Source organism: Aeromonas sp. 1805, from assembly GCF_013085525.1.
GTDB classification, from domain to species: Bacteria; Pseudomonadota; Gammaproteobacteria; order Enterobacterales; family Aeromonadaceae; genus Aeromonas; species Aeromonas hydrophila.
Map to the genome: position 1 here is coordinate 2,445,001 of NZ_CP038515.1, position 26,166 is coordinate 2,471,166.

18 protein-coding genes, 2 rRNA genes, 2 pseudogenes and 1 riboswitch (1 of these 23 only partly in view) are annotated in these 26,166 nt (G+C 60.8%); of the genes and pseudogenes, 13 read left to right on the top strand and 9 right to left on the bottom strand.

What is annotated here, in order from left to right:
• The 6 genes and pseudogenes from E5E96_RS11600 to E5E96_RS11625 all read left to right on the top strand — a co-directional run.
• Nucleotides 1-2,631: ribosomal RNA gene (locus tag E5E96_RS11600) — 23S ribosomal RNA — on the top strand (it extends 258 nt beyond the left edge of the window).
• Nucleotides 2,632-2,709: 78 nt separating this feature from the next.
• Nucleotides 2,710-2,824, top strand: a 5S ribosomal RNA gene (rrf, locus tag E5E96_RS11605).
• A 288-nt stretch (nt 2,825-3,112) separates the two neighbouring features.
• The gene (locus tag E5E96_RS11610; protein ID WP_011704809.1) at nt 3,113-3,565 is read left to right on the top strand and encodes a pullulanase; all 453 of its coding nucleotides are present in this window, start codon (nt 3,113-3,115) and stop codon (nt 3,563-3,565) included.
• A 207-nt stretch (nt 3,566-3,772) separates the two neighbouring features.
• Nucleotides 3,773-5,919: pseudogene (locus E5E96_RS11615) on the top strand (adenosylcobalamin-dependent ribonucleoside-diphosphate reductase).
• 10 nt (nt 5,920-5,929) lie between these two features.
• Complete coding sequence (locus E5E96_RS11620) at nt 5,930-6,610, top strand: NrdJb (protein ID WP_017410266.1); 681 nt, start codon at nt 5,930-5,932, stop codon at nt 6,608-6,610.
• A 208-nt stretch (nt 6,611-6,818) separates the two neighbouring features.
• Entirely contained in the window at nt 6,819-8,189 is a 1,371-nt protein-coding gene (locus E5E96_RS11625) for a PhoH family protein (protein ID WP_017410267.1), read from the top strand.
• Nucleotides 8,190-8,256: 67 nt separating this feature from the next.
• Here E5E96_RS11625 and thiQ read toward each other — a convergent pair whose 3' ends face one another.
• From thiQ to thiB, 3 genes are all read right to left on the bottom strand, one after another.
• Nucleotides 8,257-8,970, bottom strand: a complete 714-nt coding sequence (thiQ, locus tag E5E96_RS11630) for a thiamine ABC transporter ATP-binding protein (RefSeq protein WP_171282192.1) — start codon at nt 8,968-8,970, stop codon at nt 8,257-8,259.
• Nucleotides 8,971-9,035: 65 nt separating this feature from the next.
• Nucleotides 9,036-10,658: a thiamine/thiamine pyrophosphate ABC transporter permease gene (gene thiP / locus E5E96_RS11635; protein ID WP_171283229.1), complete on the bottom strand. Its 1,623-nt coding sequence runs from the start codon at nt 10,656-10,658 to the stop codon at nt 9,036-9,038.
• Nucleotides 10,655-11,635: a thiamine ABC transporter substrate binding subunit gene (gene thiB / locus E5E96_RS11640; protein ID WP_171282193.1), complete on the bottom strand. Its 981-nt coding sequence runs from the start codon at nt 11,633-11,635 to the stop codon at nt 10,655-10,657. Before thiB ends, thiP begins: the two co-directional genes overlap by 4 nt.
• Nucleotides 11,636-11,686: 51 nt before the next feature.
• Nucleotides 11,687-11,777, bottom strand: a riboswitch (TPP riboswitch).
• 91 nt (nt 11,778-11,868) lie between these two features.
• Here thiB and E5E96_RS11645 point away from each other — a divergent pair.
• Nucleotides 11,869-12,159 carry a PilZ domain-containing protein gene (locus E5E96_RS11645; protein WP_017410271.1) on the top strand — a complete coding sequence of 97 codons (291 nt, stop codon included), beginning with the start codon at nt 11,869-11,871 and terminating at the stop codon, nt 12,157-12,159.
• A 102-nt stretch (nt 12,160-12,261) separates the two neighbouring features.
• Here the strand turns inward: E5E96_RS11645 and E5E96_RS11650 are convergent, their stop codons facing one another.
• The 5 genes from E5E96_RS11650 to leuA all read right to left on the bottom strand — a co-directional run bounded on the left by E5E96_RS11650 (nt 12,262) and on the right by leuA (nt 18,016).
• Nucleotides 12,262-13,191, bottom strand: a complete 930-nt coding sequence (locus tag E5E96_RS11650; protein ID WP_171282194.1) for a transglutaminase domain-containing protein — start codon at nt 13,189-13,191, stop codon at nt 12,262-12,264.
• A 116-nt stretch (nt 13,192-13,307) separates the two neighbouring features.
• Entirely contained in the window at nt 13,308-13,907 is a 600-nt protein-coding gene (gene leuD, locus E5E96_RS11655; protein WP_171282195.1) for a 3-isopropylmalate dehydratase small subunit, read from the bottom strand.
• A gap of 16 nt (nt 13,908-13,923) precedes the next feature.
• A complete protein-coding gene (gene leuC, locus E5E96_RS11660; protein ID WP_171282196.1) occupies nt 13,924-15,321 on the bottom strand; it encodes a 3-isopropylmalate dehydratase large subunit in 1,398 nt (465 codons plus the stop codon).
• Between the two features lie 32 nt (nt 15,322-15,353).
• Complete coding sequence (gene leuB / locus E5E96_RS11665) at nt 15,354-16,439, bottom strand: 3-isopropylmalate dehydrogenase (RefSeq protein WP_216368084.1); 1,086 nt, start codon at nt 16,437-16,439, stop codon at nt 15,354-15,356.
• Nucleotides 16,440-16,441: 2 nt separating this feature from the next.
• The gene (leuA, locus tag E5E96_RS11670; RefSeq protein ID WP_011704822.1) at nt 16,442-18,016 is read right to left on the bottom strand and encodes a 2-isopropylmalate synthase; all 1,575 of its coding nucleotides are present in this window, start codon (nt 18,014-18,016) and stop codon (nt 16,442-16,444) included.
• Between the two features lie 407 nt (nt 18,017-18,423).
• Here leuA and E5E96_RS11675 point away from each other — a divergent pair, with 407 nt between their 5' ends.
• The 6 genes and pseudogenes from E5E96_RS11675 to ilvN all read left to right on the top strand — a co-directional run bounded on the left by E5E96_RS11675 (nt 18,424) and on the right by ilvN (nt 23,572).
• Complete coding sequence (locus tag E5E96_RS11675; protein ID WP_011704823.1) at nt 18,424-19,047, top strand: TetR/AcrR family transcriptional regulator; 624 nt, start codon at nt 18,424-18,426, stop codon at nt 19,045-19,047.
• Nucleotides 19,048-19,172: 125 nt separating this feature from the next.
• On the top strand, nt 19,173-19,673 hold the full coding sequence (locus E5E96_RS11680; RefSeq protein ID WP_171282198.1) for a phosphatase PAP2 family protein: 501 nt from the start codon (nt 19,173-19,175) through the stop codon (nt 19,671-19,673).
• Nucleotides 19,673-20,781 (top strand): annotated as a pseudogene (locus E5E96_RS11685) (MJ1255/VC2487 family glycosyltransferase). The gene E5E96_RS11680 and the pseudogene E5E96_RS11685 overlap by 1 nt, the downstream one beginning before the upstream one ends.
• 36 nt (nt 20,782-20,817) lie before the next feature.
• Nucleotides 20,818-20,970, top strand: coding sequence for a hypothetical protein (locus tag E5E96_RS11690; RefSeq protein ID WP_011704826.1), 153 nt, complete (start codon nt 20,818-20,820; stop codon nt 20,968-20,970).
• A 389-nt stretch (nt 20,971-21,359) separates the two neighbouring features.
• Nucleotides 21,360-23,078 (top strand): acetolactate synthase 3 large subunit, encoded by a 1,719-nt coding sequence (locus E5E96_RS11695; RefSeq protein WP_171282199.1) that lies wholly within the window; start codon nt 21,360-21,362, stop codon nt 23,076-23,078.
• On the top strand, nt 23,078-23,572 hold the full coding sequence (gene ilvN, locus E5E96_RS11700) for an acetolactate synthase small subunit (RefSeq protein WP_011704829.1): 495 nt from the start codon (nt 23,078-23,080) through the stop codon (nt 23,570-23,572). The genes E5E96_RS11695 and ilvN overlap by 1 nt, the downstream gene beginning before the upstream one ends.
• 404 nt (nt 23,573-23,976) lie before the next feature.
• Here the strand turns inward: ilvN and pta are convergent, their stop codons facing one another.
• Nucleotides 23,977-26,148, bottom strand: coding sequence for a phosphate acetyltransferase (gene pta, locus E5E96_RS11705; protein WP_017410280.1), 2,172 nt, complete (start codon nt 26,146-26,148; stop codon nt 23,977-23,979).
• Between the last annotated feature and the right edge of the window lie 18 nt (nt 26,149-26,166).

Here is a 26,166-nt window from a genome sequence, read left to right on the forward strand (position 1 = left end):
GGGGATTAGCCCTTAAGCATCTTGGAAGTTAGTGGAACGGTCCTGGAAAGGCCGGCGATACAGGGTGATAGCCCCGTACACGAAAACAACCTTGATGTGAAATCGAGTAGGGCGGGACACGTGACATCCTGTCTGAATATGGGGGGACCATCCTCCAAGGCTAAATACTCCTGACTGACCGATAGTGAACCAGTACCGTGAGGGAAAGGCGAAAAGAACCCCTGTGAGGGGAGTGAAATAGAACCTGAAACCGTGTACGTACAAGCAGTGGGAGCCCTTCGGGGTGACTGCGTACCTTTTGTATAATGGGTCAGCGACTTACATTTTGTAGCGAGGTTAACCGTATAGGGGAGCCGTAGGGAAACCGAGTCTTAACTGGGCGTCTAGTTGCAAGGTGTAGACCCGAAACCGGGTGATCTAGCCATGGGCAGGTTGAAGGTTGAGTAACATCAACTGGAGGACCGAACCCACTAACGTTGCAAAGTTAGGGGATGACCTGTGGCTGGGGGTGAAAGGCCAATCAAACTCGGAGATAGCTGGTTCTCCCCGAAAGCTATTTAGGTAGCGCCTCGGACGAATACTACTGGGGGTAGAGCACTGTTTGGGCTAGGGGGTCATCCCGACTTACCAACCCCATGCAAACTCCGAATACCAGTAAGTAATATCCGGGAGACACACGGCGGGTGCTAACGTCCGTCGTGAAGAGGGAAACAACCCAGACCGCCGGCTAAGGTCCCAAAGTTCTGGTTAAGTGGGAAACGATGTGGGAAGGCTCAGACAGCTAGGATGTTGGCTTAGAAGCAGCCATCATTTAAAGAAAGCGTAATAGCTCACTAGTCGAGTCGGCCTGCGCGGAAGATGTAACGGGGCTCAAACCAGGCACCGAAGCCGCGGATTCACACTAAGTGTGAGTGGTAGGGGAGCGTTCTGTAAGTCTGCGAAGGTGTGTCGAGAGGCATGCTGGAGATATCAGAAGTGCGAATGCTGACGTAAGTAACGATAAAGGGGGTGAAAAGCCTCCTCGCCGGAAGACCAAGGGTTCCTGTCCAACGTTAATCGGGGCAGGGTGAGTCGACCCCTAAGGCGAGGCCGAAAGGCGTAGTCGATGGGAAGCAGGTTAATATTCCTGCACGACTTGTAATTGCGATGGGGGGACGGAGAAGGCTAGGTGGGCCAGGCGACGGTTGTCCTGGTGAAAGTGCGTAGGTGGTGTTTCTAGGCAAATCCGGAGACACAACACTGAGACACGAGACGAACGCACTACGGTGCGGAAGCCATTGATGCCCTGCTTCCAGGAAAAGCCTCTAAGCTTCAGATTACAAGTCATCGTACCCCAAACCGACACAGGTGGTCGGGTAGAGAATACCAAGGCGCTTGAGAGAACTCGGGTGAAGGAACTAGGCAAAATAGAACCGTAACTTCGGGAGAAGGTTCGCTCTTGACAGTGAAGTCCCTTGCGGATGGAGCAGTTGGGAGTCGCAGTGACCAGATGGCTGGGACTGTTTATCAAAAACACAGCACTCTGCAAACACGAAAGTGGACGTATAGGGTGTGACACCTGCCCGGTGCCGGAAGGTTAATTGATGGGGTTAGCGCAAGCGAAGCTCTTGATCGAAGCCCCGGTAAACGGCGGCCGTAACTATAACGGTCCTAAGGTAGCGAAATTCCTTGTCGGGTAAGTTCCGACCTGCACGAATGGTGTAACCATGGCCATGCTGTCTCCACCCGAGACTCAGTGAAATCGAATTCGCCGTGAAGATGCGGTGTACCCGCGGCTAGACGGAAAGACCCCGTGAACCTTTACTACAGCTTGGCACTGAACATTGAACCTACATGTGTAGGATAGGTGGGAGGCTTTGAAGGCGTGACGCCAGTTGCGCTGGAGCCGTCCTTGAAATACCACCCTTGTATGTTTGATGTTCTAACGCAGGCCCGTGAATCCGGGTCGCGGACAGTGCCTGGTGGGTAGTTTGACTGGGGCGGTCTCCTCCCAAAGAGTAACGGAGGAGCACGAAGGTTGGCTAATCCTGGTCGGACATCAGGAGGTTAGTGCAATGGCATAAGCCAGCTTAACTGCGAGACGGACAGGTCGAGCAGGTACGAAAGTAGGTCATAGTGATCCGGTGGTTCTGAATGGAAGGGCCATCGCTCAACGGATAAAAGGTACTCCGGGGATAACAGGCTGATACCGCCCAAGAGTTCATATCGACGGCGGTGTTTGGCACCTCGATGTCGGCTCATCACATCCTGGGGCTGAAGTCGGTCCCAAGGGTATGGCTGTTCGCCATTTAAAGTGGTACGCGAGCTGGGTTCAGAACGTCGTGAGACAGTTCGGTCCCTATCTGCCGTGGGCGTTGGATGATTGAAGGGAGTTGCTCCTAGTACGAGAGGACCGGAGTGAACGAACCTCTGGTGTTCGGGTTGTCACGCCAGTGGCACTGCCCGGTAGCTAAGTTCGGAATCGATAACCGCTGAAAGCATCTAAGCGGGAAGCGAGCCCTGAGATGAGTCATCCCTGACCCCTTGAGGGTCCTAAAGGGCCGTTGGAGACCACAACGTTGATAGGTGGGGTGTGTAAGCGCGGCGACGTGTTGAGCTAACCCATACTAATTACCCGTGAGGCTTAACCATACAACACCCAAGAAGTGTTTCGAGCCTTGTGACAAATACGAAACTACTTACATCAGCTTTCTTAGATTGAAGAATTTGCCTGGCGGCCATAGCGCCGTGGAACCACCTGAACCCTTGCCGAACTCAGAAGTGAAACGCGGTAGCGCCGATGGTAGTGTGGCATTCGCCATGCGAGAGTAGGACACTGCCAGGCACCCAACACGAGAAACCCCGCTCATTTGAGCGGGGTTTTTTATTTCTAGAAATTCAGCTTTTTCCTCTCTGAACCCCGTTTATCTGATCGTTCAAGATCATCTTTCCTGACCCCGTTTCCTATATGGTCTGCTTCTTGTCTGGCTGATATTTGTTCATCAATTCAATTGCTGAACAGAAAAAGCACAGAATGTGATGCCTCTACCTTTCTTGTGATGCCCGCTCTGCTTTAATTCGTCTGCCCACGTTTGATGGGCCAAGGAATCACAATAATCTGAGGAATGGACACATGTTCAAAAGAACAGTAACGATGATGCTGGCGGCGGGAACCCTGGTATTAGGCGGTTGCGCATCTCACGGTGGCGCTGAACAAGCGGCTGCGGACAACAGCGATTTCGGTGGCAAGTCCATCTACCTGCGTGGGGAGATGAACGACTGGATGGCAACCGATGCGAGCAAGGTGGTCAAGGTGGCCGACAAGCTCTACATGGCCAAGGGAACGCTCAAGAAAGAGTGGGCTCCCTACAAGTTCAAGTTCGCCGACTCCGGCTGGAGCTGTGGCACCAACTTTGGCTACAAGAGCCCGAGTGACGGCGTTGCCGTGCTGGGCGGTGAAGCCGTGCCGGTCAATCCCTGCTCCAAGTATGAAGACATGAAGTTCTCGCCGGATGCGGATGGCGTCTATGAGTTCTATCTGAACATGGCGGGCGATACCCCGACCGTGTACGTCAAGAAACCCTGATCTGGACCGGGAAGCACGTTTCCCGGGCGATAAATCGGTTCAATGCCCCGGCCCAGCACACTGCTGGCCGGGGCGTTTTTTTAGGATGAGAAGGCTCTCTTGTCATTAAAAACACTACATATAGTGTTTTTATTTTGTTTATTCGCTATTGGTTGTGTTTGTTGCTACTGTCGTGACGTTGTTCCATTCACATGAGGTTGATTGAACATGGCTAAATCCAACCCGGTGCAGGAGAGTGAGAGCGCTTATCGCCTGATCCCCCTGCAGGACACTTCCTTCGAGATCTGGGATAGCAAGTATCGTCTCAAGAGCAAGGATGGCGTCCCCATTGATGGCACGATCGATGAAACCTACCAGCGGGTCGCTCGTGCCCTGGCTGGCCAGGAGTCGCAGCCAGACGTCTGGTATGAGCCCTTCCTGTGGGCGCTGCGCAACGGGGCCATCCCGGCGGGACGCATCACTTCCAATGCGGGAGCCTTCGAGCACAAGCCGGCGACCTCGACCATCAACTGCACCGTCTCCGGCACCATCGAGGATTCAATGGACGATATCCTCGGCAAGGTGCATGAAGCGGGACTGACCCTGAAAGCCGGTTGTGGCATCGGCTATGATTTTTCAACCCTGCGTCCGCGCGGGGCCTTTGTCTCCGGTGCCGGGGCCTATACCTCGGGCCCGCTCTCCTTCATGGATATCTACGACAAGATGTGTTTCACCGTCTCGTCAGCCGGTGGTCGTCGCGGCGCCCAGATGGGTACCATGGATATCCGTCACCCCGATGTGGTCGAGTTTATCCAGGCCAAGCGGGAGGATGGCCGTCTGCGCCAGTTCAACCTCTCTCTGCTCATCACCGAAGAGTTCGTCAAGGCGGTGAAAGAGGATGCCCCCTGGCAGCTAATCTTCCCCTACACCGCCAAGGAGGTGGAGCAGGACGGCATAGCGCTGGACGATCCGGCTCAGGTGTTCTGGGCCGACTGGCCGAACAGGGAAGAGGTGGTGTTCAACGAGCTGGGGCAGGTCGCCTGCAAGGTCTACAAGACCCTGCCGGCACGCAAGCTGTGGAACGTCATCATGACCTCCACCTATGACTATGCGGAGCCCGGTTTCATCCTGATCGACAAGGTCAACCAGATGAACAACAACTGGTTCTGCGAGGAGATCCGCGCCACCAACCCCTGCGGTGAGCAGCCTCTGCCCCCTATGGCGCCTGCCTGCTGGGTTCGGTCAACCTGACCCGGTTCGTGCGCGACCCTTTCACCGAACAGGCCGCCTTCGACTGGTCCGCGTTTCGCAAGGTAGTGGCCATCTTTACCCGCATGCTGGACAACGTGGTGGAGATCAACCAGCTGCCGCTTGCCAGGCAGCGTGAGGAGATCATCAGCAAACGCCGTCATGGCATGGGCTTCCTCGGCCTCGGCTCGGCCCTCACCATGCTGCGGATAAAATACGGTTCTGCTGCCGCCGTCGCCTTTACCAAGCAGGTATCTCAGGAGCTGGCCATGACCGGCTGGCGCGAGTCCCTGGCCTTGGCGAAGGAGAAAGGCCCGGCCCCCATCATGGAGCAGGAGTTCGAGGTGACCGGCAAGCTGCTGCGGCTGCGTCCCGAGATGGCGGCAGACGGCATCAAGCTCGGTGACAAGGTGAAGGGCAAGGTGCTGCACGCCCGCTACAGCCGCTACATGCAGCAGGTGGCCGAGGTGGATCCCGCCCTGGTTGCCGAACTGGCCGAGGTGGGGGGGCGTTTCACCCACCACAGCAGCATTGCACCGACCGGCACCATTTCGCTGTCGCTGGCCAACAACGCCAGCAACGGCATCGAGCCGAGCTTTGCCCATCACTACAGTCGCAATGTCATCAAGCCGGGCAAGAAGAGCAAGGAGAGCGTGGACGTCTACTCCTATGAGCTGCTGGCCTACCGCGAGCTGGTCAATCCGGCTGCCATGCCTTATGCCGAGGATGAGGCGACCCGGTTGCCGGATTACTTCATCACCGCCGACGACATCAGCCCGGCCCAGCACGTAGACATTCAGGCGGCGGCCCAGCGCTGGATCGACTCCTCCATCTCCAAGACGGCCAACGTGCCGACCGATTTTCCGTTCGAGCAGTTCAAGGACATCTATCTCTATGCGTCGGATTCGGGGCTCAAGGGTTGCACCACCTTCCGGTTCAACCCGGCAGCCTTCCAGGGGGTGCTGGTGAAGGAGCAGGATCTGGAGAACACCCTCTACGAGTTCACCCTGGAGGATGGCTCGGTCGTCACGGCGAAAGGAAACGAGGAGATCGAATACGATGGGGAGCTGCATACCGCAGCCAACCTCTACGATGCCTTGAAAGAAGGCTATTACGGTAAATTCTGAGGACGAGCGCATGGTCAAGAAAATCGACAGGAAAATCGTCGCCTACCAGGTGAAAACCCGGGATGAACCGCAGCAACCCCCTGTGCAGGATGATGTGGTTCACATGCACGAGACGGTGTTGCGGCCGGAGCGGTTGATGGGCACCACCTACAAGCTGAAGACGCCGGAGCATGTCTCCGAGCACTCGCTGTTCATCACCATCAACGACATCATTCTCAACGAGGGGACGGTGCACGAGACTCGCCGCCCGTTCGAGATCTTCATCAATTCGAAAAGCCTGGAGCACTATCAGTGGATCGTGGCGCTGACCCGCATCATCTCGGCGGTGTTTCGCAAAGGGGGAGACGTCACCTTTCTGGTGGAGGAGCTGCGCTCGGTGTTCGATCCCAAGGGGGGCTACTGGAACAAGGGCAAGTACGTACCCTCGCTTATCGCCGAAATTGGCAACGTGATCGAAACCCATCTCACCGAGATCGGCATGCTCAAGGTGGCTGGGCTGGATGAACACCAGCAGGCGTTCCTGGCCGACAAGCAGGCCGAGCTGCAAGCCCGGCAACAGGCCGACGAGCAGCAGGCCGGCAGCGGCTTCCCACCCGGTGCAGCGCTTTGCTACAAGTGCCACAGCAAGGCGCTGGTGCAGAAGGATGGCTGCATGACCTGCCTTAACTGCGGCGATTCCAAGTGCGGTTGAGTGATTGAGTGCAGACAACAGGCCGGCCTTGGTGCCGGCCTTTTTCATTGCTGCTTTTCTGTTCGAACGCACTGGCAGCACACGCGATTTGTTGCGCGATAGTAAAATCGGGCGTAGCGTTGGGGGTAATAAAACTGTCACGGCCGTGTGGTTTCAATGACATCTGAGATTCACACACGTGGCACCTTCAGTGCCAAGGAGGATGCTTATGGACAACACGGACCGAAAGCTGTTTATCCTGGATACCAACGTTCTGCTTCACGAACCCCTCGCCATCTACTCCTTCAAAGAGCACGACGTGCTCATCCCCATGACGGTGCTGGAAGAGCTCGACAACATCAAGGATCGCCACAAGGACGTCAGCCGTGATGCGCGGGTGGCCATCCGGGCGCTGGAGGATGTATTTCGCGATGCAACGCCGGAACAGATTGCACAGGGGGTAGCGCTGGCCGGTGAGGCGAGCGGTCACATCTCCATCTTCAGTGACCATCATCTGCCGCAGGATGCCGAGGTGTTCACCGACAAGGAGGCCGACAACCGCATCATCAACGCGGCCCTCTACCTGCAAAAGCACGAGTTGAAACGTCAGGTGGTGCTGGTCACCAAAGACATCAACATGCGGCTCAAGGCCAAGGGCGCCGGGCTTGCCCACGTCGAGGATTACCGCAGCGATCAGCTGATCGACGACATCCGCCTGCTGGCCAAGGGCTTTCAGGTGGTGCCCGGCAGCTTCTGGGAGCGGGTCGGCGAGTGCGACAGCGAGACCCATGGCCGCGATACCGTTCACGTCATCGATGCCAACCTGCTGGAGGGCATTCACGTCAACCAGTACCTGATCGATGAAGAGAACTTCTTCGCCGCCCGGGTGCTCAGCCACGACAACCAGAAGATCCGCATCAAGGATCTGGGGCGCGAGCGGCTGATGTCCCGCAAGGCGTGGGGGGTACATCCCAAGAACGTCTATCAGGGGATGGCGCTCGATGCGCTGCTCGATCCGCACATCGATCTGGTGATCCTGACCGGCCCGGCGGGTTGCGGCAAAACCCTGCTGGCCATGGCTGCCGCGCTGGAGCTGGTGATCGAGAAGGGGATCTACGAGAAGGTGATCGTCACCCGCAACACTCCGGAAATCGCCGAGAGCATCGGCTTCCTGCCTGGCACCGAGGAGGAGAAGATGATGCCCTGGCTGGCGGCGGTGACCGACACTCTGGAGGTATTGCACAAGCAGGACGAGAACATGAGCGGGTCCCTCAGCTACATCATGGAGAAGGCCAACATCCAGTTCAAATCGGTCAACTTCATGCGTGGGCGCAGCATCCAGAACACCTTCGTGCTGCTGGACGAGTGCCAGAACCTGACCGCGTCCCAGATCAAGACCATCATCACCCGCTGCGGCGAGGGCACCAAGATCGTCTGCTCTGGCAACCTGGCCCAGATCGACTCCAACTACCTGAGCCCGGTGACCTCGGGGCTGACCTACATCGTCGAGCGGTTCAAGGACTTCGACGGCAGTGCCAACATCTTCCTGAACGGGGTGGTACGCAGCAAGCTCGCCTCCTTCGCCGAGGAAAACCTCTGATTTGACTGTCTATCTTCGTATGAAAAAGGGAAGCCAAGCGGCTTCCCTTTTTTGATCCCGTCGTCGGTTATTTCTCCTGCGCGCGGCCGCGGCCAAGATAGCGCAACAACCCGGGGTGATCGCTGTTGTGCAGGATATCCGGCGTACCCTGCAGGGCGATGCGCCCCTCGTCGATGAACAGCACTTGATCGGCGATGAGCTGGGCATCCTCCGGGTTGTGAGAGACCATCAGCACGGTAATGCCCTGCTCGCAGGCGAGCCTCGCCACCTCCGCCAGCATCTCCCGGCGCAGGGCCGGATCGAGCGCCGAGAAGGGTTCATCCAGCAGCAGCAGCGGCTTGCCCCGCACCAGGGCGCGGGCCAGTCCGACCCGCTGTTGCTGGCCGCCGGAGAGCTGTTCCGGCAGCCGGGTTAGCATCTCGCCGAGGCCGACCCGGCTCGCGGCATCTTTCACCTGAGCCCGTTGGGTTGCATTCAGGCGCAGGCCGGGGTGCAGGCCGATGGCGATGTTGTCGAACACCGACAGATGCAGGAACAGGTTGTGATCCTGAAACAGGGTGGTGACCGGCCGCGCGGCCGGGCCCAGCGGCAGCAGATCCTCGCCATCGAAGTCGAGGGTACCGGACTCTATCGGCACGAAACCGGCGATCATGCCGAGCAGGGTCGACTTGCCTGCACCACTCGGGCCGATGAGCGCGGTGATCTCCCCCTTGGGCAGGGTGGCGCTGAAGCTGACGCGCCAGTCCGGGTAGCTGGTGACCAGCTGATCAATATTCAGCATGTTCTCTTCTCCAAGGGGCAGCTCGACCAACCGGAGCGGCCGAATAAACGGTTGGGGCGTGTGCTTCAGTGATCGGCATGCTTGCCTCCCAGGCCACGTTCAATCAGCCAGAACAGCGAGAAACAGAGGATCAGCAGCAGCAGGGCGGTGGCGGCCGCCTCGGTCAACCGGTAGCTGCCGAGCTGCTGATAGAGCAGCCAGGGCAGGGTAGTTAGCTCCTGGCTGCCGAACATGGCGATGGCGCCGAGATCCCCCAGTGACAGGATCATCGAGAGCGCGGCCGCCTGGGCCAGCGGGCGGCGCAGCAGGGGCCACTCCACCAGCCGCAGGCGATGTAGTCCGCGTACCCCCAGGCTGTCGGCCAGCCGGTCGTACTGGCGCACCACCAGCTGCATGGGGGTGGAGAGGGTACGCAGCACATAGGGCAGCGCCATCAAGGCGTTGACCAGCACCACCAGCCAGGGGCCGAGGGTGAACACGTCGGCGAACGGCATGAACAGGATGAACAGGCCGGTGGAGAGGACCACTGCCGGGATCATCAGGATCACCGAGCCGCTGGCCTCCCACAGGGCGGCGGCCCGCCGCTTGCGATCCCGCACGCGCAGGTGACGGCTGGTGAGCAGCAGCGCACTGCCGAGCAGGGTAGCCAGGCTGCCTGCCGCCAGCGCGATCAGCAGCGACTGGCCGCTGGCCAGCCACAACTTGCTTGAGGTCAGTGCACCCGGCAGGCCGGGGTTGAGGCCTGCAACCACGATGGCCAGCAAGGGGGGCAGGAATACTGCCAGTCCGATCCCGAGGGCGAGGGCATCCGCCAGACCGGTTCCCGGCTGATGACGGTCCGGGCGCAGACAGGGTCGGCGAGCGCTGATCCGGCTGGCCGGGCTGCTCTGTAGCTTGTGTTGCAGCATCAGCAGACCCGCGGTGAGGATCAGTTGCACCAGTGCCAGCCCGCCGGCGGTGGCGAGATCGAAGTCAAAGCGCAGCGCTTGATAGACGGCCACCTCCAGAGTGGTGGATTTGGGGCCGCCCCCGAGCGCCAACACTGTGGTGAAGCTGGTAAAGCAGAGCATGAAGATGAGGCTGGCCAGGCCTGGCAACTGGGCCCGGATCAGCGGCCACTCCAGCAGCCGGAAAATATGGGAGGAGCGCATGCCGAGCTGGCTGGCGAGGCGCCAGGAGGACTCGGGAATGCTCTCTATGCTCTGCAGCAGCAGGCGTGCCGCCAGCGGCATGTTGAAGAAGACGTGGGCCAGCAAGATGCCGAGCAGGCCATAAAGGTAATTGCCGGGGGCGAGCCCCAGCCCGTGCAGCAGCTGCGGTAACCAGCCCTGCTTGCCGTGTACCGCGACGATGCCGAAGATGGCGATGATGACCGGTAATACCAGCGAGAGGCCGAACAGTTTGAGCAGCAGACGGCGGCCGATGAAGCGGCGCCGCGCCAGCGCGCGGGCCACCGGAATGGCCAACCCCAGGCTCAGCAGGGTGGAGAGCAGCGCCTGCCAGAGGCTGAAGCCCAGCACGTGGCGCAGGTAGGGGTCGGCCAGCAGGGTGCGGGGCGCCAGCGCCCCGGCCTGCCACAGCAGGGCCGCCAGCGGCCCCAGGGAGAGCAGCAGGATGATCAGGGTGGCGGCACTGCCCGGCAACCACCAGAGGGGGCGAGCCTGCGCTCTGGCGAAGATAGGGCTCACTGGGTGACGGCTTGCAGCCACTCGCGGATCCAGTTCTTGCGGTTGGCGGCCACCTCATCGCTGCTGAAGGCGAGCGGCTTAGCTACGGCGATCATCTGCTCGAAGCCCTTGGGTAGCGGTGTGTCGATCACCGGATACATCCAGTTGCCGGTGGCCATCTCGTTCTGGAACGCGGGGCTTGTCATGAACTGCAGGAACTTATCCGCCAGCTTGCCCTGGGTGGCGCTGCTGAGCTTGGCGGCCACTTCCACCTGGCGGTAATGACCCTCCTCAAACGCTGCAGCCTGATACTGCGGCTTGTTCTCGGCAATCAGGTGATAGGCCGGGGAGCTGGTGTAGGAGAGTACCATGTCCGCCTCGCCATCGAGGAACATGCCGTAGGCCTCGGACCAGCCCTTGGTGACGGTGACCGTCTTCTTGGCCAGTTGCGCCCAGGCGGCAGGTGCCTCATCCCCGTAGACCGACTTCATCCACAGCATCAGCCCCTGACCCGGGGTGGAGGTGCGCGGATCCTGATAGATCACCTTGAGATCGGGGCGCTCTACCAGCTCTTTTAGGCTCTTGGGCGGGTTCTTGAGCTTGCTCTGGTCGTAGACGAAGGCGAAGTAGCCGTAGTCATAGGGGACGAAAGTATCGTCCTGCCAGCCGCCCGGCACCTTGACCCCGTCCAGCTTGCTGCCGTGGGGGGCAAACAGGCCGCTCTGTTTGGCTTCGCTGACGAGCGCATCGTCCAGCCCCAGCACCAGATCGGCCTTGCTGTGTTTGCCTTCCAGCCGCAGCCGGTTGAGGATGGCCACACCATCTTCAAGCGGCACCAGTTTGAGGGTGCAGCCGCACTCCTTCTCGAAGGCCTGCTTGATCTTGGGACCGGGTCCCCACTCGGCGGTGAAGGAGTTGTAGGTGTAGACGGTGAGGGTGTCGGCCGCGAAGGCCTGGGCACTGAGCAGGCTGGTGGCGACCAGCAGCAGGGTTTTCATGAGCGGCACTCCCTTAGCAATGAGGTGCCAGCGGATGAGGGCGCAAAAAATGAGCGCCATGCCTCAAATTCCTCCGCCAGCATTATCTGGATCAGGTTCACGGGTATAATCTCAGCGGTAAACCGCACCCCGTTTGAGAAACGAACCGCATTGTATTAACGTTCTTGGGGGGAGGCCAGCACAATTGTTCCTGCGGGCCAGCGAGACGGCGTCAGACAACAGAGGATGTTCGCGTGATCACCAGCACCAAGGAAAGACGCGCCTTCCAGCGCATGATAATCAATGCCCCCGTCACCATCTTTCAGCAACAGCAGGTACTGGAAGGGGTCTGCCGGGATCTCAGCGCCAACGGCATGGGGATCGCCGTCGCCGAGCATCAGCTCGATGTGAGCCAACCCATCCGGGTGAGCCTGGCCACCAACAACAACCTGCTGCCCCCCTTCGAGGCGCAGGCCCGCATCATCCGCGTGCTGGAAGAAGAGGATGGACTGCTGCTGGCCATCGAGTTCCAGGCCCTCGCCTGACCGGCCTGTCACACCCTTCGTCATGTATCGACCAGCCCCGCGCTGGTCGATTTCATTCTGGCGTATTTCCCCTTGTTTTCACGACGACTCCGACGGGCGGCGCTATTTATCCGCGCGAACCGGTTGTACGCTCAGCTGCTTGCTGTCGATGAGGGTCTTGCTGGTGGGCGCCAGCTGGCCCATTGCCAACTGGGCCGGGCCGGTGGGCTCCATCAGCAGATAGGTTTCCCCTTCCCGGTTCAGGGTGGCCTCACCCGGCTTGGCTGGCAGCGCCACTCCCAGCAGGGCATGACCCGGCACGAACACCATGGCCTGTTTCAATTCGGGAAAAAGCTGGGCCAGCATGGCGGCCATCAGGGTCACCTTGCTGTCGCAGTCGCCCTGGTTCTGCTCCAGCACCTGGCGCGGGCTTAAAAAGCCCTTCCCCTGGCGCCCCGACTGGCTGTCGAGCAGCTGATAGGGGATGGACTGCACGAAGTCGAGCATATGGGCCACCGTCTTCTGGCGGGCTTCGGTCTCGGTGCTGCCCTGTTGCCTGAGCTGCTCTGCCAGCGGCGCCAGTTCGCTACGACTCTCCAGCGCGATGCGCACATGGTCCTGCTTGATGGCGGCGGCGCCGTCGGGGGCGGTGAAGGGTTGGAAGTAGTGCTGCTTGAGCCACTCGGCTTCCAGCTTGTCCCGTTGCTGGGTGAGCCAGCTCATGGCCTTGTTGACCTGCTCGGGCTGGCGTCCCTTGATCTTGAGCTCCATCTGGGGGCGAGAGAGGGCAAACTGCACGGTAGGGAACTCGGCCATCCCCTGTTGCAGCAGGCTCTGCAGCACGTCCTCCTGCATGCGGGCCGGCCGATAGGCGATGAGCGGCGGCAACTTGCCCGCTTCCAGCCGATAGGTGAGCTGCTGTGCCTTGCCGTCCTTGTCCTGCCAGCCGACGTTGAGCTGCCCGCCGCTGCTGTTGAAATAGGTCTGCCCGGCACAGAGCGGCAGCGCCAGCCAGAGGCTGCAGAGCAGGGGGAGGGCGATCGTCATTTTCATTCGAGTGTCCCGTCGGGCAGGCAGAAGTGGCCGGCCATGCGTGTAGCCTGGCCTGACAATAAAACAGGGAGCCGCGGCTCCCTGTTGATTCTACTCGTTTTATGGCACCTGATGGGTCAAATCCAGCTGGGCTGCTTCGCCTCGAAGGCGCTGATGGCGGCTTCGTGCTGCAGGGTCAGGCCGATGGCATCGAGCCCGTTGAGCAGGCAGTAACGGCGGAACTCGTCGATCTCGAAGCCGAAGCAGAGGCTACCTGCGCGCACCTGATTGGCCTCCAGATCCACTTCGATCTCGATGCCCGGCTGGGCGGCAACCAGCTGGAACAGGGCCTCGACCTCCTCCTCCTTCAGGCGCACCGGCACCATGCCGTTGTTGATGGCGTTGCCATAGAAGATATCGGCGAAGCTCGGGGCAATGATGGTCTTGAAGCCGTAGTCCGCCAGCGCCCAGGGGGCGTGCTCACGGCTCGAGCCACAACCGAAGTTCTCGCGGGCCAGCAGGATGCTGGCACCGGCAAACTGCGGCTGGTTGAGCACGAACTCGGGGTTGGGCTGCTCCCCTGCATCGTCCAGGAAGCGCCAGTCGTGGAACAGGTGCTTGCCAAAACCGATGCGGTTGACCTTCTGCAGAAACTGCTTGGGAATGATGGCGTCGGTGTCGACGTTGGCGCTGTCGAGGGGGACGACGATCCCTTTATGCTGTTTGAAGCCTGTCATCTTGTTCTCCTCGTAATTACAACGCACGAATGTCGGCGAAGCGGCCGGTAACGGCGGCGGCGGCGGCCATGGCCGGGCTCACCAGATGGGTGCGGCCGGCGCGGCCCTGGCGCCCTTCAAAGTTGCGGTTGCTGGTGGAGGCGCAGCGCTCCCCCGGTTGCAGCCGGTCGTTGTTCATGGCGAGACACATGGAGCAGCCGGGCAGGCGCCACTCAAAGCCAGCCTCGATGAAGATCTTGTCGAGCCCCTCGGCTTCGGCCTGGGCCTTCACCTGTTCGGAGCCCGGCACCACCAGCGCCTGCACGCCAGCGGCGACCTTGCGACCACGGGCGATGGCGGCGGCGGCGCGCAGATCCTCGATGCGGCTGTTGGTGCACGACCCGATGAACACCTTGTCGATGGCAACATCGGAGAGCTTCTGGCCAGGCTGCAGGTCCATGTAGGCGAGCGCCTTGCGGGCGGACTGCTGCTCCATCAGGTCGCTGAAGGATTCCGGCGCCGGAATGGGTTCATTGACGGCGATCACCTGACCCGGATTGGTGCCCCAGGTGACCTGCGGGGCGATGTCGGCGGCGTCGAGCACTACCTCGGCATCGAAACGGGCCCCTTCGTCGCTCTTGAGGCTCTGCCAGTAGGTGATGGCCTGTTCCAACGTCTCGCCCTTGGGAGCGAACTCCTTGCCACGGATGTAGTCGATGGTGGTCTGGTCGGGGGCGATCATCCCCGCCTTGGCGCCAAGCTCGATGGCCATGTTGCACACCGTCATGCGCCCTTCCATGGTGAGCCCTTCGATGGCCTCGCCAGCGAACTCCACCACATAGCCGGTACCGCCGGCGTGGCCGACCCGGCCGATGATGGCCAGCACCACGTCTTTGGCGCTGATACCTGCGGCCAGTTTGCCGTTGACCGAAATGCGCATGGTCTTGGCGCGGCCCTGTTTCAGGGTCTGGGTGGCCATCACATGCTCCACTTCGGAGGTGCCGATGCCGAACGCCAGCGAGCCGAAGGCGCCGTGGGTGGCGGTGTGTGAGTCGCCGCAGACGATGGTGGTGCCGGGCAGGGTGATGCCGAGCTCGGGGCCCATCACGTGGACGATACCCTGGTATTTGTGGTTCAGGTCATACAGACGGACCCCGAACTCCTTGCAGTTGACGGCCAGCGTTTCCATCTGGATGCGGGCCATCTCGCCGGAGGCGGCGATGTCCTTGGTGGTGGTGGAGACGTTGTGATCCATGGTGGCCCAGGTCAGGTCCGGGCGGCGCAGCTGGCGGTTCATGGCGCGCAGGCCGTCGAATGCCTGCGGGCTGGTCACTTCATGCACCAGGTGGCGGTCGATGTAGATGAGGGGCGTCTCCCCTTCCACTTCCCGGACCACGTGGGCGTCGAATACTTTCTGATAGAGGGTCTTGGCCATTGCTCGGTTTCCTTGTTATCGATGCCGTGGGGTCAGATGCGCGCGGCGATCTGGCTGCCCATCTCGGCCGTGCTCTGCACCGGGTGACGGGCGTTGGCCTGATGCAGGTCGGCGGTGAAGTAACCCTCGGCCAGGGTCTGGGCCACGGCCTGCTCGATGGCCTGGGCGGCGGCTTCCTGGCCCAGGCTGTAGCGCAGCATCAGGGCGGCGGAGAGGATCTGGGCGATGGGGTTGGCAATACCCTTGCCGGCGATATCCGGGGCCGAGCCACCGGCCGGCTCGAACAGACCGAAGCCCGACTCGTTGAGGCTGGCGGAGGGGAGCAGCCCCATGGAGCCGGTGATCATGGCGCACTCGTCGGAGAGGATGTCACCGAACAAATTGGAACAGAGCAGCACGTCGAACTGGGACGGATCCTTGATGAGCTGCATGGTGGCGTTGTCGATGTACATGTGATTGAGCGCCACGTCCGGATAGGACTTGGCGACTTCGGTCACCACTTCGCGCCACAGGATGGAGGAGGCGAGCACGTTGGCCTTGTCGATGGAGGTGACCTTGGCCTTGCGCACGCGGGCGGATTCGAAGGCTATCTTGGCGATGCGCTCGATCTCGAAGCGATGGTATACCTCGGTGTCGAATGCCTTCTCGGTGGGGCCTTCCCCTTCACGCCCCTTGGGCTGACCGAAGTAGATGCCGCCGGTCAGCTCGCGCACGCAGGCGATGTCAAAACCGCGATCCGAGATGTCGGCCCGCAGCGGCGAGAACTGCTCGAGGCCTGTATAGATGCGGGCCGGACGCAGGTTGCAGAACAGCTTGAAGTGGGCGCGCAGGGGCAGCAGGGCGCCGCGCTCCGGCTGATCGTTGGGGGGCAGGTGCTCCCACTTGGGGCCGCCCACCGAGCCGAACAGCACGGCGTCGGCCGCCTCGCAGCCAGCAATGGTGCTCTGGGGCAGCGGGGTGCCGTGGTTGTCGATGGCGATGCCGCCGACGTCATGGCGCTCGTAGTCGAGGGTGAAGCCGAATCTGGCCTGCACCTTTTCCAGCACCTTGACGGCCTCTGCCATCACTTCCGGGCCAATGCCGTCACCCGGCAATACTGCGATCCGATAACTGCTCATACTCACACGCTCTCCGTATTGATCTTGTCTGTTTTTGCGACGTTGCGTTCCATCTGTTCGGCCACCTGATCGGCGCGCCAGATGCTGTTGATCACGTGGATCAACGCCTGGGCGGAAGACTCTATGATGTCGGTGGCCAGGCCCATGCCATGGAATTTGCGGCCCTTGTACTGTGCGACTATGTCGACCTGGCCGAGGGCGTTCTTGCCTTCCCCCTTGCCCTTGAGTTCGTACTTGTCGATGCTGATTTCGTAGCCGGTGATGCGGTTGATGCACTGGTAGACCGCGTCCACCGGGCCGTTGCCGGTGGCGGCTTCGCTGACGATCTCCTGGCCCACCTTCAATTTCACCGAGGCGGTGGCCATCACCGAGCTGCCGCTCTGCACGCCGAGGTACTCCAGCTTGAAGTGCTCCGGCTCTTCGTGGATCTGGCTGAAGAAGGCGAGGGCCTCCAGATCGTAATCGAACACCTGCCCCTTCTTGTCGGCCAGGGTGAGGAATTTGCCGTAGAGATCGTCGAGGTCGTAACTGCTCTCGGCGTAGCCCATGGACTCCATCCGGTGCTTGATGACGTGGCGGCCGGAGCGGGAGGTCATGTTGAGGTTGTTCTGGGTGAGGCCGATGCTTTCCGGGGTGATGATTTCGTAGGTGTTTTTCGCCTTGAGCACGCCATCCTGATGGATGCCGGAGCTGTGGGAGAAGGCGTTGGCCCCGACGATGGCCTTGTTGGGCTGCACCGGCATGTTGCAGAGCTGGCTGACCAGGGCGCTGGTGCGATGAATTTCGCTGTGGCGGATGTTGGTGTGCACCCCGAGCAGGTCGGCGCGGGTCTTCAGGATCATCGCCACCTCTTCCAGCGAGCAGTTGCCGGCCCGCTCGCCGATGCCGTTGATGGTGCACTCGATCTGGCGGGCCCCCATCTGCACGGCGCCGATGGAGTTGGCCACCGAGAGGCCCAGATCGTCGTGGCAGTGCACCGAGATGATGGCCTGATCGATGTTGGGTACCCGGTTGAACAGGGTCTGGATGATGCCGGAGAACTCGGTCGGTACCGTGTAGCCGACGGTATCGGGAATATTGATGGTGCGGGCACCGGCCTTGATGGCGGCTTCCACCATGCGGCACAGGTTGTCTATCGGGGTGCGGCCCGCATCCTCGCAGGAGAACTCCACGTCGTCGGTGTAGCGGCGGGCATGCTTGATGGCGCTGACCCCCATCTCCAGCACGTCTTCGAAGCTCTTCTTCAGCTTGCTCTCGACGTGGATGGAGGAGGTGGAGATGAAGGTGTGGATGCGAAAGGCTTCGGCGACCCGCAGTGCTTCGCCGGCGGCGTCGATGTCCTTGGGCAGGGCGCGGGCGAGGGCACAGACCCGGCTCTGCTTGATGTGGCGGGCGATGGTCTGCACCGATTGAAAGTCGCCGGGGGAGGAGACCGGGAACCCCACCTCCATGACGTCGACACCGAGCCGCTCCAGCGCCTGGGCGATCTGCAGCTTCTCCTTGACCGTCAAGCTGGCCGCCAGGGCCTGCTCACCATCGCGCAGGGTGGTGTCGAATATGATGACCCGATCTGACATGTGACTTCCCTCTTCCTAAGTTCGGTGACGTGCATCCTGCGTTGGCATAAAAAAACCCGTGCAGGGTGCACGGGTTTTTGTAAATTCCGGCTATGCCTGAGCCCGGCTACAAGGATCCCGCGCGACTGGTCGCGATTAGGGAGATTAGTAGTAGCGGAGCGGCAATACGCATGATGAATCAATCCTTCCAGTCGATAACGCTTTTACCAATATCGAGATTTTTATGCTGTGTCAACCGCGCAGACCCGGTTCATTTCGCTGGTTTATTTAATCGGATTGTAAAGGAGTGCAAATTTACTTGTCCCATATTCGGCCCTTGCACGATTATCTGGTCATTCCTGCTGTACTCGATCATCTGTGCAATCAGATCGACTTGTCAGTTTTTGCTGAATTATCCGAGGTATTAAATGGAAAAACGTAGACCTGGTCGTCCGGTCGGACGTTCTGACATTCGTGACAAGTTGCTCTCTGCCGCCCGTGAGCGTTTTCTCAACACCCCCTACAGTAAGGTGACGACCCGTGAGATCGCCGAGCTGGCTGGCTCCAATCTGGCGATGATCCACTACTACTTCGGCAGCAAAGAGGGTCTCTACAAGGCGGTGCTGGGCGATGTGGCCGAGCCGCTGGACCAAGCCTGGCACGATGAGGCCGGCAATCGCAGCCTCAACGACCTGCTCAACACCTACTATCAGGTAATGGCACCCAACAGCGAGCTGACCTCCGCCATCTCCAGCGCATTATCGACCGAGAAAAGCCCTGGTCGGGATTTTGTGCTGAACCGCCTGCTGGAACGTCAGCTGCCCCAGTTCGATGCCTTGCTGGAGTCCATGAAGAACAACGGCGAACTGGGTGACAACCTGGATCCCGAGATGCTGAAGATCTCCTTCCTCAGCATGATGTGGCAGCCGTTCGTGATGAAGGATCTCTACGAGCAGGTGTTCGGCCTGACCGTGGATGAACACTTCATGGCCCGCCTGGCGGATCACAACTGCCGTCTGATGGAAAACGGTCTGCGCGGCACTCTGAACTGATCATTTGCCACCTAGACAGCAAAAAGGGCCATTCGGCCCTTTTTTCATAAATCTGTTATCCCACGTTCAACCAAGTGTCACCCCGTCGCCCTAGTCTGCTCCAAGACTTCAGGGAAGGAGGGGTTATGAACAAGATCCAGCAATGGGACCTGCAGGTGTGCCGTATCTGCCTGCTGCACGCCTACAACCGGCCACAGGCCAGGATCAGCCGGCTCATCTCCCGTACCGGTGATGGCCCCCTTTACGCCGTGCTGGCGGTCCTGCTCTGGTGGCAGGGGGAGGCCGAGCGCGAGCTGGTGAAGCTGGCGCTGCTCGCCTTCGCCTTCGAGTTGCCGCTCTACCTGCTGCTGAAAAATCTGCTCAAGCGCCAGCGCCCGGTGGGGCTGCCGGTCTTCATCACCCCTTCCGATCGCTACAGCCTGCCCTCCGGTCACACTGCCGCCGCCTTTCTGATGGCAACCGTGCTGGCCGCCAGCTTCCCGCTCTGGGCCCCCTTGCTGTTTGTCTGGGCCGCGCTGGTGGGGGCGTCCCGTCTGCTGCTCGGGGTGCACTATCTGAGCGATCTGGTGGCCGGCGCCCTGCTCGGCGGCGGCTGCGCCCTGCTGGCGCTCGGCTGGGGCCAATGATGAGGATCCTGTTCGGGGTACAGGGCACCGGCAACGGTCACATCAGCCGCAGTCGCACCCTGGCGCGGGCGCTTCGAGCCCGTAGTCTGGAGGTGGACTACCTGTTCAGTGGCCGCCCCGCGGACGGCTATTTCGAGATGGCCGAGTTCGGCGATTATCGTGTCTTTCCCGGCATCACCTTTGTCAGCCATGAGGGGGCCATCTCGGGCTGGCGAACCCTCAAGGGGCTCTCGCCGCTGCGCTTCTGGCGTGACATGCGGGCACTCGACTGCCGCGACTACGACCTCGTCATCAGCGATTTCGAGCCGATCAGTGCCCACGCCGCCCGTCGCTGGGGCAAGCCGAGTCTCACCATCAGCCACCAGGCGAGCTTCGGCTGGCCCATTCCGCGCTGGGGGGAGAGCGGCTTCAACCGTCAGCTGATGCGCCACTTCGCACCGGTGCGCCAGGCGCTCGGGTTGCACTGGTTTCACTTCGGCCAGCCCTTGCTGCCACCCATCATAGACGCCATCCCGCCTGCGCCCGACAATCAGCAGATCCTGGTCTACCTGCCGTTTGAGCAGACCGAGGCGATCGCAGCCCTGCTGTCGCGCTTCAACCAGCAGCGCTTCGTCTGCTTTCATCCGGCCATTCGCAACGCCAGCCAGTGGCGCAACATAGCGTTCGAGCCGCAGGCTAGGGAGGGGTTCAAGCAGATGCTGGCCGGCTGTCGCGGGGTCATCACCAACGGTGGCTTCGAGCTCGCCTCGGAGGCGCTCTCCCTTGGCAAGAAGCTGCTGGTCAAGCCGCTGGGGGCCAGTTCGAGCAGCTGACCAACAGCAAGACCCTGGAGCTGATGGGGCTGGCTCGGCTGATGGATGCACTCGATGCCAACGCGGTGCGGGCCTGGCTGGATGCCGCCGCCCCTGGCCAGATTATCTACCCCGATGTGGCCAGCGAGCTGGCGGGCTGGCTGGCGGACGGAGCGCAGGAGAGCGTGCCGGCGCTCTCCCGCCGGCTGTGGGCTCGCACCCTGTTCCCGGAAGAGGTGTGCGATCGGCTGAGCGAACTGGAGGGGGGCAGCCCGCTAAACAGCAGTTGGTTATCGCAAGTGAGCGCCTTTGACTAGACTGAGAGGGATCCCACCAAGGAGAGGACGGACACCATGCGCTTTACCAATGAAAACGGCGACACCATGAATCTGGCGGACAATCTCACCCTGCACGAGCTGCTGGACATGGGGGTCAGTATCTCGGTCTGCGAGGAGACGGATCCGGATCAGCAGATCTGGCTGGCGGAGCCGGAAGAGGATCACTGATCCCCTGCCAGGCTTGCGGGCCCACCCAGGCGGTGGGCTTATTTTTTTCCATTCAGGGCGGCCGTGGCAGCATGATCCGCTGGTCATTCCCCCAACTTCCCCGCATTGTCCCCACCCTTTTTCTCAAGTCACTGAATGTTAATAGCTGTTTGAAATTTATGACTGTTCTGGTCAGACAAAGCCGTGGACAAGCGTTCACAAGCGGGTTAAGTTGGTTTTTCACCCGCTTTTCGGGTGAATGATGGAAAAAACCTATTTTTCTACTATCGACAGCGCCGAACTCGCCGGGTCCGTATTCAGACAACAACAATGCACGGACCGGCGGTGCCGGGAAGCAGCGGACTGCCGATAGCTTTCGCTTAACGGAGCAAAGCCTGGAGGGCTTTATCATGGAGATGTTATCAGGCGCCCAGATGGTGGTTAGAGCGCTGGAAGATCAGGGAGTTGAGCACGTTTTCGGCTACCCTGGTGGCTCAGTGCTCGACATCTATGACGCTCTCTTTGAAAACGGCAAGATGGAGCATGTCCTGGTGCGGCACGAGCAGGCCGCGGTGCACATGGCGGACGGTTACGCCCGCTCCACCGGCAAGGTGGGCACTGTGCTGGTGACCTCGGGTCCTGGCGCCACCAACTGCATTACGGGGATCGCGACCGCCTACATGGACTCCATCCCCCTGGTGATCCTGTCCGGCCAGGTGCCGACCAGCATGATCGGGGAGGATGCATTCCAAGAGACCGACATGATCGGCATCTCCCGCCCGGTGGTGAAGCACAGCTTCCTGTGCAAGAAGGCCAGCGACATTCCCGACGCCATCAAGAAGGCCTACTACATTGCTGCCAGCGGCCGCCCGGGGCCGGTGGTGGTGGATCTGCCCAAAGACGTGCAGAACCCGAAAGAGAAGTTTCCCTATCAGTATCCCGAGACGGTGTCCCTGCGCTCCTACAATCCGACCAAGTCGGGCCACAAGGGGCAGATCAAGCGGGCCGCCAAGCTGCTGGTGGAGGCCGAGCGCCCGGTGATGTACGTCGGCGGCGGCGCCATCAATGCCAATGCGGATCACCTGGTGACCAAGCTGGCGGAGCTGTTGAACCTGCCGGTGACCACCACCCTGATGGGGTTGGGGGCCTTCTCCGGCACCCATCCGCAATTCATCGGCATGCTGGGCATGCACGGCACCTTCGAAGCGAACAAGACCATGCACAACGCGGATCTGATCTTCGCCGTGGGTGCCCGTTTCGATGACCGCGTCACCAACAACGTGGCCAAGTTCTGCCCCAACGCCACCATAGTTCACATCGACATCGATCCCACCTCCATCTCCAAGACGGTGCAGGCCCACGTGCCCATCGTCGGCTCGGTGGAAACCGTGCTCGAGCAGATGCTGGAAGTGATCCGCGAGTGTGGTTTCGACAACGACAAGCAGGTACTGGCGGACTGGTGGAGCCAGATCGGCCAGTGGCGCTCGCGCAACTGCCTGGCCTACGAGACCCACCCCACCCTGATCAAGCCGCAGCAGGTGATCGAGACCCTCTACAAGGTGACCAAGGGGGAGGCGTTCGTGGCCTCCGACGTGGGCCAGCACCAGATGTTTGCCGCCCTCTACTACCCGTTTGCCAAGCCGCGCCAGTGGATCAACTCCGGCGGCCTCGGCACCATGGGGTTCGGCATTCCGGCCGCCATGGGCGCCCAGTTTGCCAACCCGGATGCGGTGGTCTGCTGCGTCACCGGCGACGGTTCGGTGCAGATGAACATTCAGGAGCTCTCCACCTGCATGCAGTACGGGGTGCCCATCAAGATCATCTCCATCAACAACCGGGCGCTGGGCATGGTCAAGCAGTGGCAGAAGATGTTCTACGGCGGCCGTCACAGCCACTCCTACATGGAGTCGCTGCCGGACTTCGTCAAACTGGCGGAAGCCTACGGCCACGTCGGCATCGCGGTGAGCGATCCGGCCGAGCTGGAGAGCTCCATGGAGAAGGCCTTCGCCATGAAGGATCGGCTGGTGTTCATGGACATCTCGGTCGATCCGGATGAGCACGTCTATCCGATGCAGATAAAGTTCGGCGCCATGGACGAGATGTGGCTGAGCAAGACGGAGAGAACCTGATGAGACACATCATTTCAGTACTGCTGGAAAACGAATCCGGTGCCCTGAGCCGGGTGGTGGGCCTCTTCTCCCAGCGCGGCTACAACATCGAGACCCTGACGGTGGCCCCCACCGAGGATCCCACCCTGTCGCGCATGACCATCGTCACCATGGGTGACGAGCGGGTGCTGGAGCAGATCCAGAAGCAGTTGCACAAGCTGGTGGACGTGCTCAAGGTATGCGACTTGAGCGAGGGTGAGCACATCGAGCGGGAGATCGCGCTGGTCAAGGCGCGCGCCGCCGGTGGTGGTCGTGACGAGCTGAAACGGCTGGCGGATATCTTCCGTGGCCAGATCGTCGACGTCACCCCCGAGCTCTACACGGTGCAGCTGGTGGGTACCAGCGACAAGCTGGATGCCTTCATCAAGACGGCCGCCCAGACCAACGAGATCATCGAAGTGGTGCGCTCCGGTGTCTGCGGTATATCCCGTGCCGACAAGGCGCTGCGCCCCTGAGCCGGTGGCTGGCGGGTTTGTTGTCCAAAGGGGCTCCTCGGAGCCCCTTTTTCATGGGCGCAAGGTGGAGCAGGGGAGTGGCCGAGTCTGTCATTTTCTTTCAAATGATCGGTAAACTATCCACAAAAGCTGTGGAAAAGTCTGTAGATTAGCGGTGGGTCTGACGTTAGTGTGCTGATCTTAAAGAAGTATTTGGATCTGATCTCGGCTGGGGCGCAATTGTGCAATCGACTCTGGCGGGTGTGAGCGTTTGCTTATCCCGCCGCCCTTGTCGGGCTGGGCTCTGAACGAGAATGCGGGATCCGAGCTGGATCCTGATTTGATCTCGCGGATCAACATCTGCCCGTCAGCCATAAAAAAACCCGCCTTGCGGCGGGTTTTTCAACAGGGATAAGCTCGGTCGATTACTCGGCCTGGGCTGCCTGGATACCGGTCAGGGCGATGGTGTAGACGATGTCGTCCACCAGGGCGCCACGGGACAGGTCGTTGACCGGCTTGCGCATGCCTTGCAGCATCGGGCCGATGGAGACCAGATCCGCGGAGCGCTGTACCGCCTTGTAGGTGGTGTTGCCGGTGTTCAGGTCCGGGAACACGAACACGGTGGCTTTACCTGCGACCGGAGAGTTCGGTGCCTTGGACTTGGCCACGTTCTCCATGATGGCCGCATCGTACTGCAGCGGGCCATCGATGATGAGGTCGGGGCGCTTGGCCTTGGCCAGCTCGGTGGCTTCACGCACTTTCTCTACATCGGCGCCGGCGCCGGAGGTGCCGGTGGAGTAGGAGATCATGGCGACGCGCGGCTCGATGCCGAAGGCGGCAGCGGAGTCGGCGGACTGGATGGCGATCTCGGCCAGCTGCTCGGCAGTGGGATCCGGGTTGATCGCGCAGTCACCGTAGACCAGTACCTGGTCCGGCAGCAGCATGAAGAAGATGGAGGAGATCAGGGAAGAGCCCGGAGCGGTCTTGATGATCTGCATCGGCGGACGGATGGTGTTGGCAGTAGTATGCACCGCGCCGGATACCAGGCCGTCAACTTCATTGCGCTCCAGCATCATGGTACCCAGTACCACGTTGTCTTCCAGCTGTTCGCGGGCAACCACTTCGGTCATGCCCTTGTTCTTGCGCAGCTCGACCAGACGGGCCACATAGCGCTCGCGCACGGCAACCGGATCGATGATCTCGACGCGGTCGGTCAGTACTACGCCCTGCTGTTCGGCAACGCGACGGATCTCTTCCGGGTTGCCCAGCAGGACCGGACGGGCGATGCCGCGCTCGGCACAGATGGCGGCAGCCTTGATAGTCCGCGGCTCTTCCCCTTCCGGCAGCACGACGCGCTTGTTGGCCTGACGGGCCAGTTCGGTCAGCTGGTAGCGGAAAGCCGGCGGGCTCAGGCGACGGGAACGGGTTGACTTGGCGGAGAGAGACTCGATCCAGTGCTTGTCGATGTGGCCGGCCACATAGTCTTGCACCAGCTCGATCCGCTCGCGGTCATCTTCCGGAATGTCGACGTTGAAGTTCTGCAGGCTGACCGCAGTCTGCCAGGTGTTGGTGCCGGTGATCATGATCGGCAGGCCGGTGGCCATGGCCTGTTGGCACAGCGCCATCACCTGCGGTTCCGGGTGGTAGTTGCCGGTCAGCAGCAGGGCACCCAGCTTGACGCCGTTCATGGCGGACAGGCAGGCGGAGACGATGACGTCGGAGCGGTCGCCGGAAGTCACCAACAGGCTGCCCGGACGGAAGTGCTCGATCATGTTGTGGATGGAGCGGGCACAGAAGGTCACGGTCTGCAGGCGACGGCTGTCCAGCTCACCCTTGTGCAGGATCTTGGCGGCCAGGTGCTTGGCGAGATCCTTGGCGCGCGGGGCGATCAGCTGGGTATTCCAGGGGATGCAGCCGAGGATGCGCAGCGGGCTCTTGCCGAATACCTGCAGCACTTCCAGGTTATGGGCGGCGTCGGAGGTGTGGTGGTGGGCCTCGAACATCTCGGTCAGGTCGGGGCGGGTCACGCCATGCTCGTCAACCGGTGCACCCACCTTGTTGATGACGCAGCCAACGATACGGGGGTTGTTGACGCCACCGAAGTTGGAGCAGGCCAGCTCGATACGCTCTTTCAGCTTCTGGCTGGAGTCGTTGCCCGGATGGGTCACGAACACCATGTCTGCATCCAGCGCCTTGGCGACGTCGTAGTTCAGCTTGTTGGCAAACGGCTGCTTGTCGGTCGGCACCATGCCTTCGATGACCAGCACTTCGGCACCGCTGGCTTTCACGTGCTCTTCAAAGCGGGCCACGATCTCTTCCAGCAGGATATCGGTGTTACTGGAGGTGATCATGTTCTCGGCGTAGGAGAGGGCGAACGGCTCGGGCGGGTTGATGTTGGCAGCGGCGCGGATCACGGCGGTGGAGCGCTCGGTACCGGTTTCACCCGGACGCGGCTGAGCGACCGGTTTGAAGAAGCTGACATTGACACCGTGACGCTCCATGGCGCGAACAACGCCAAGGCTCACGGAAGTTACGCCGACACCAGTGCCGACCGGGATAAGCATAATAGTGCGTGCCACTTTATACCCCTTGTTCATTTTTGGGATCAGGAAAAG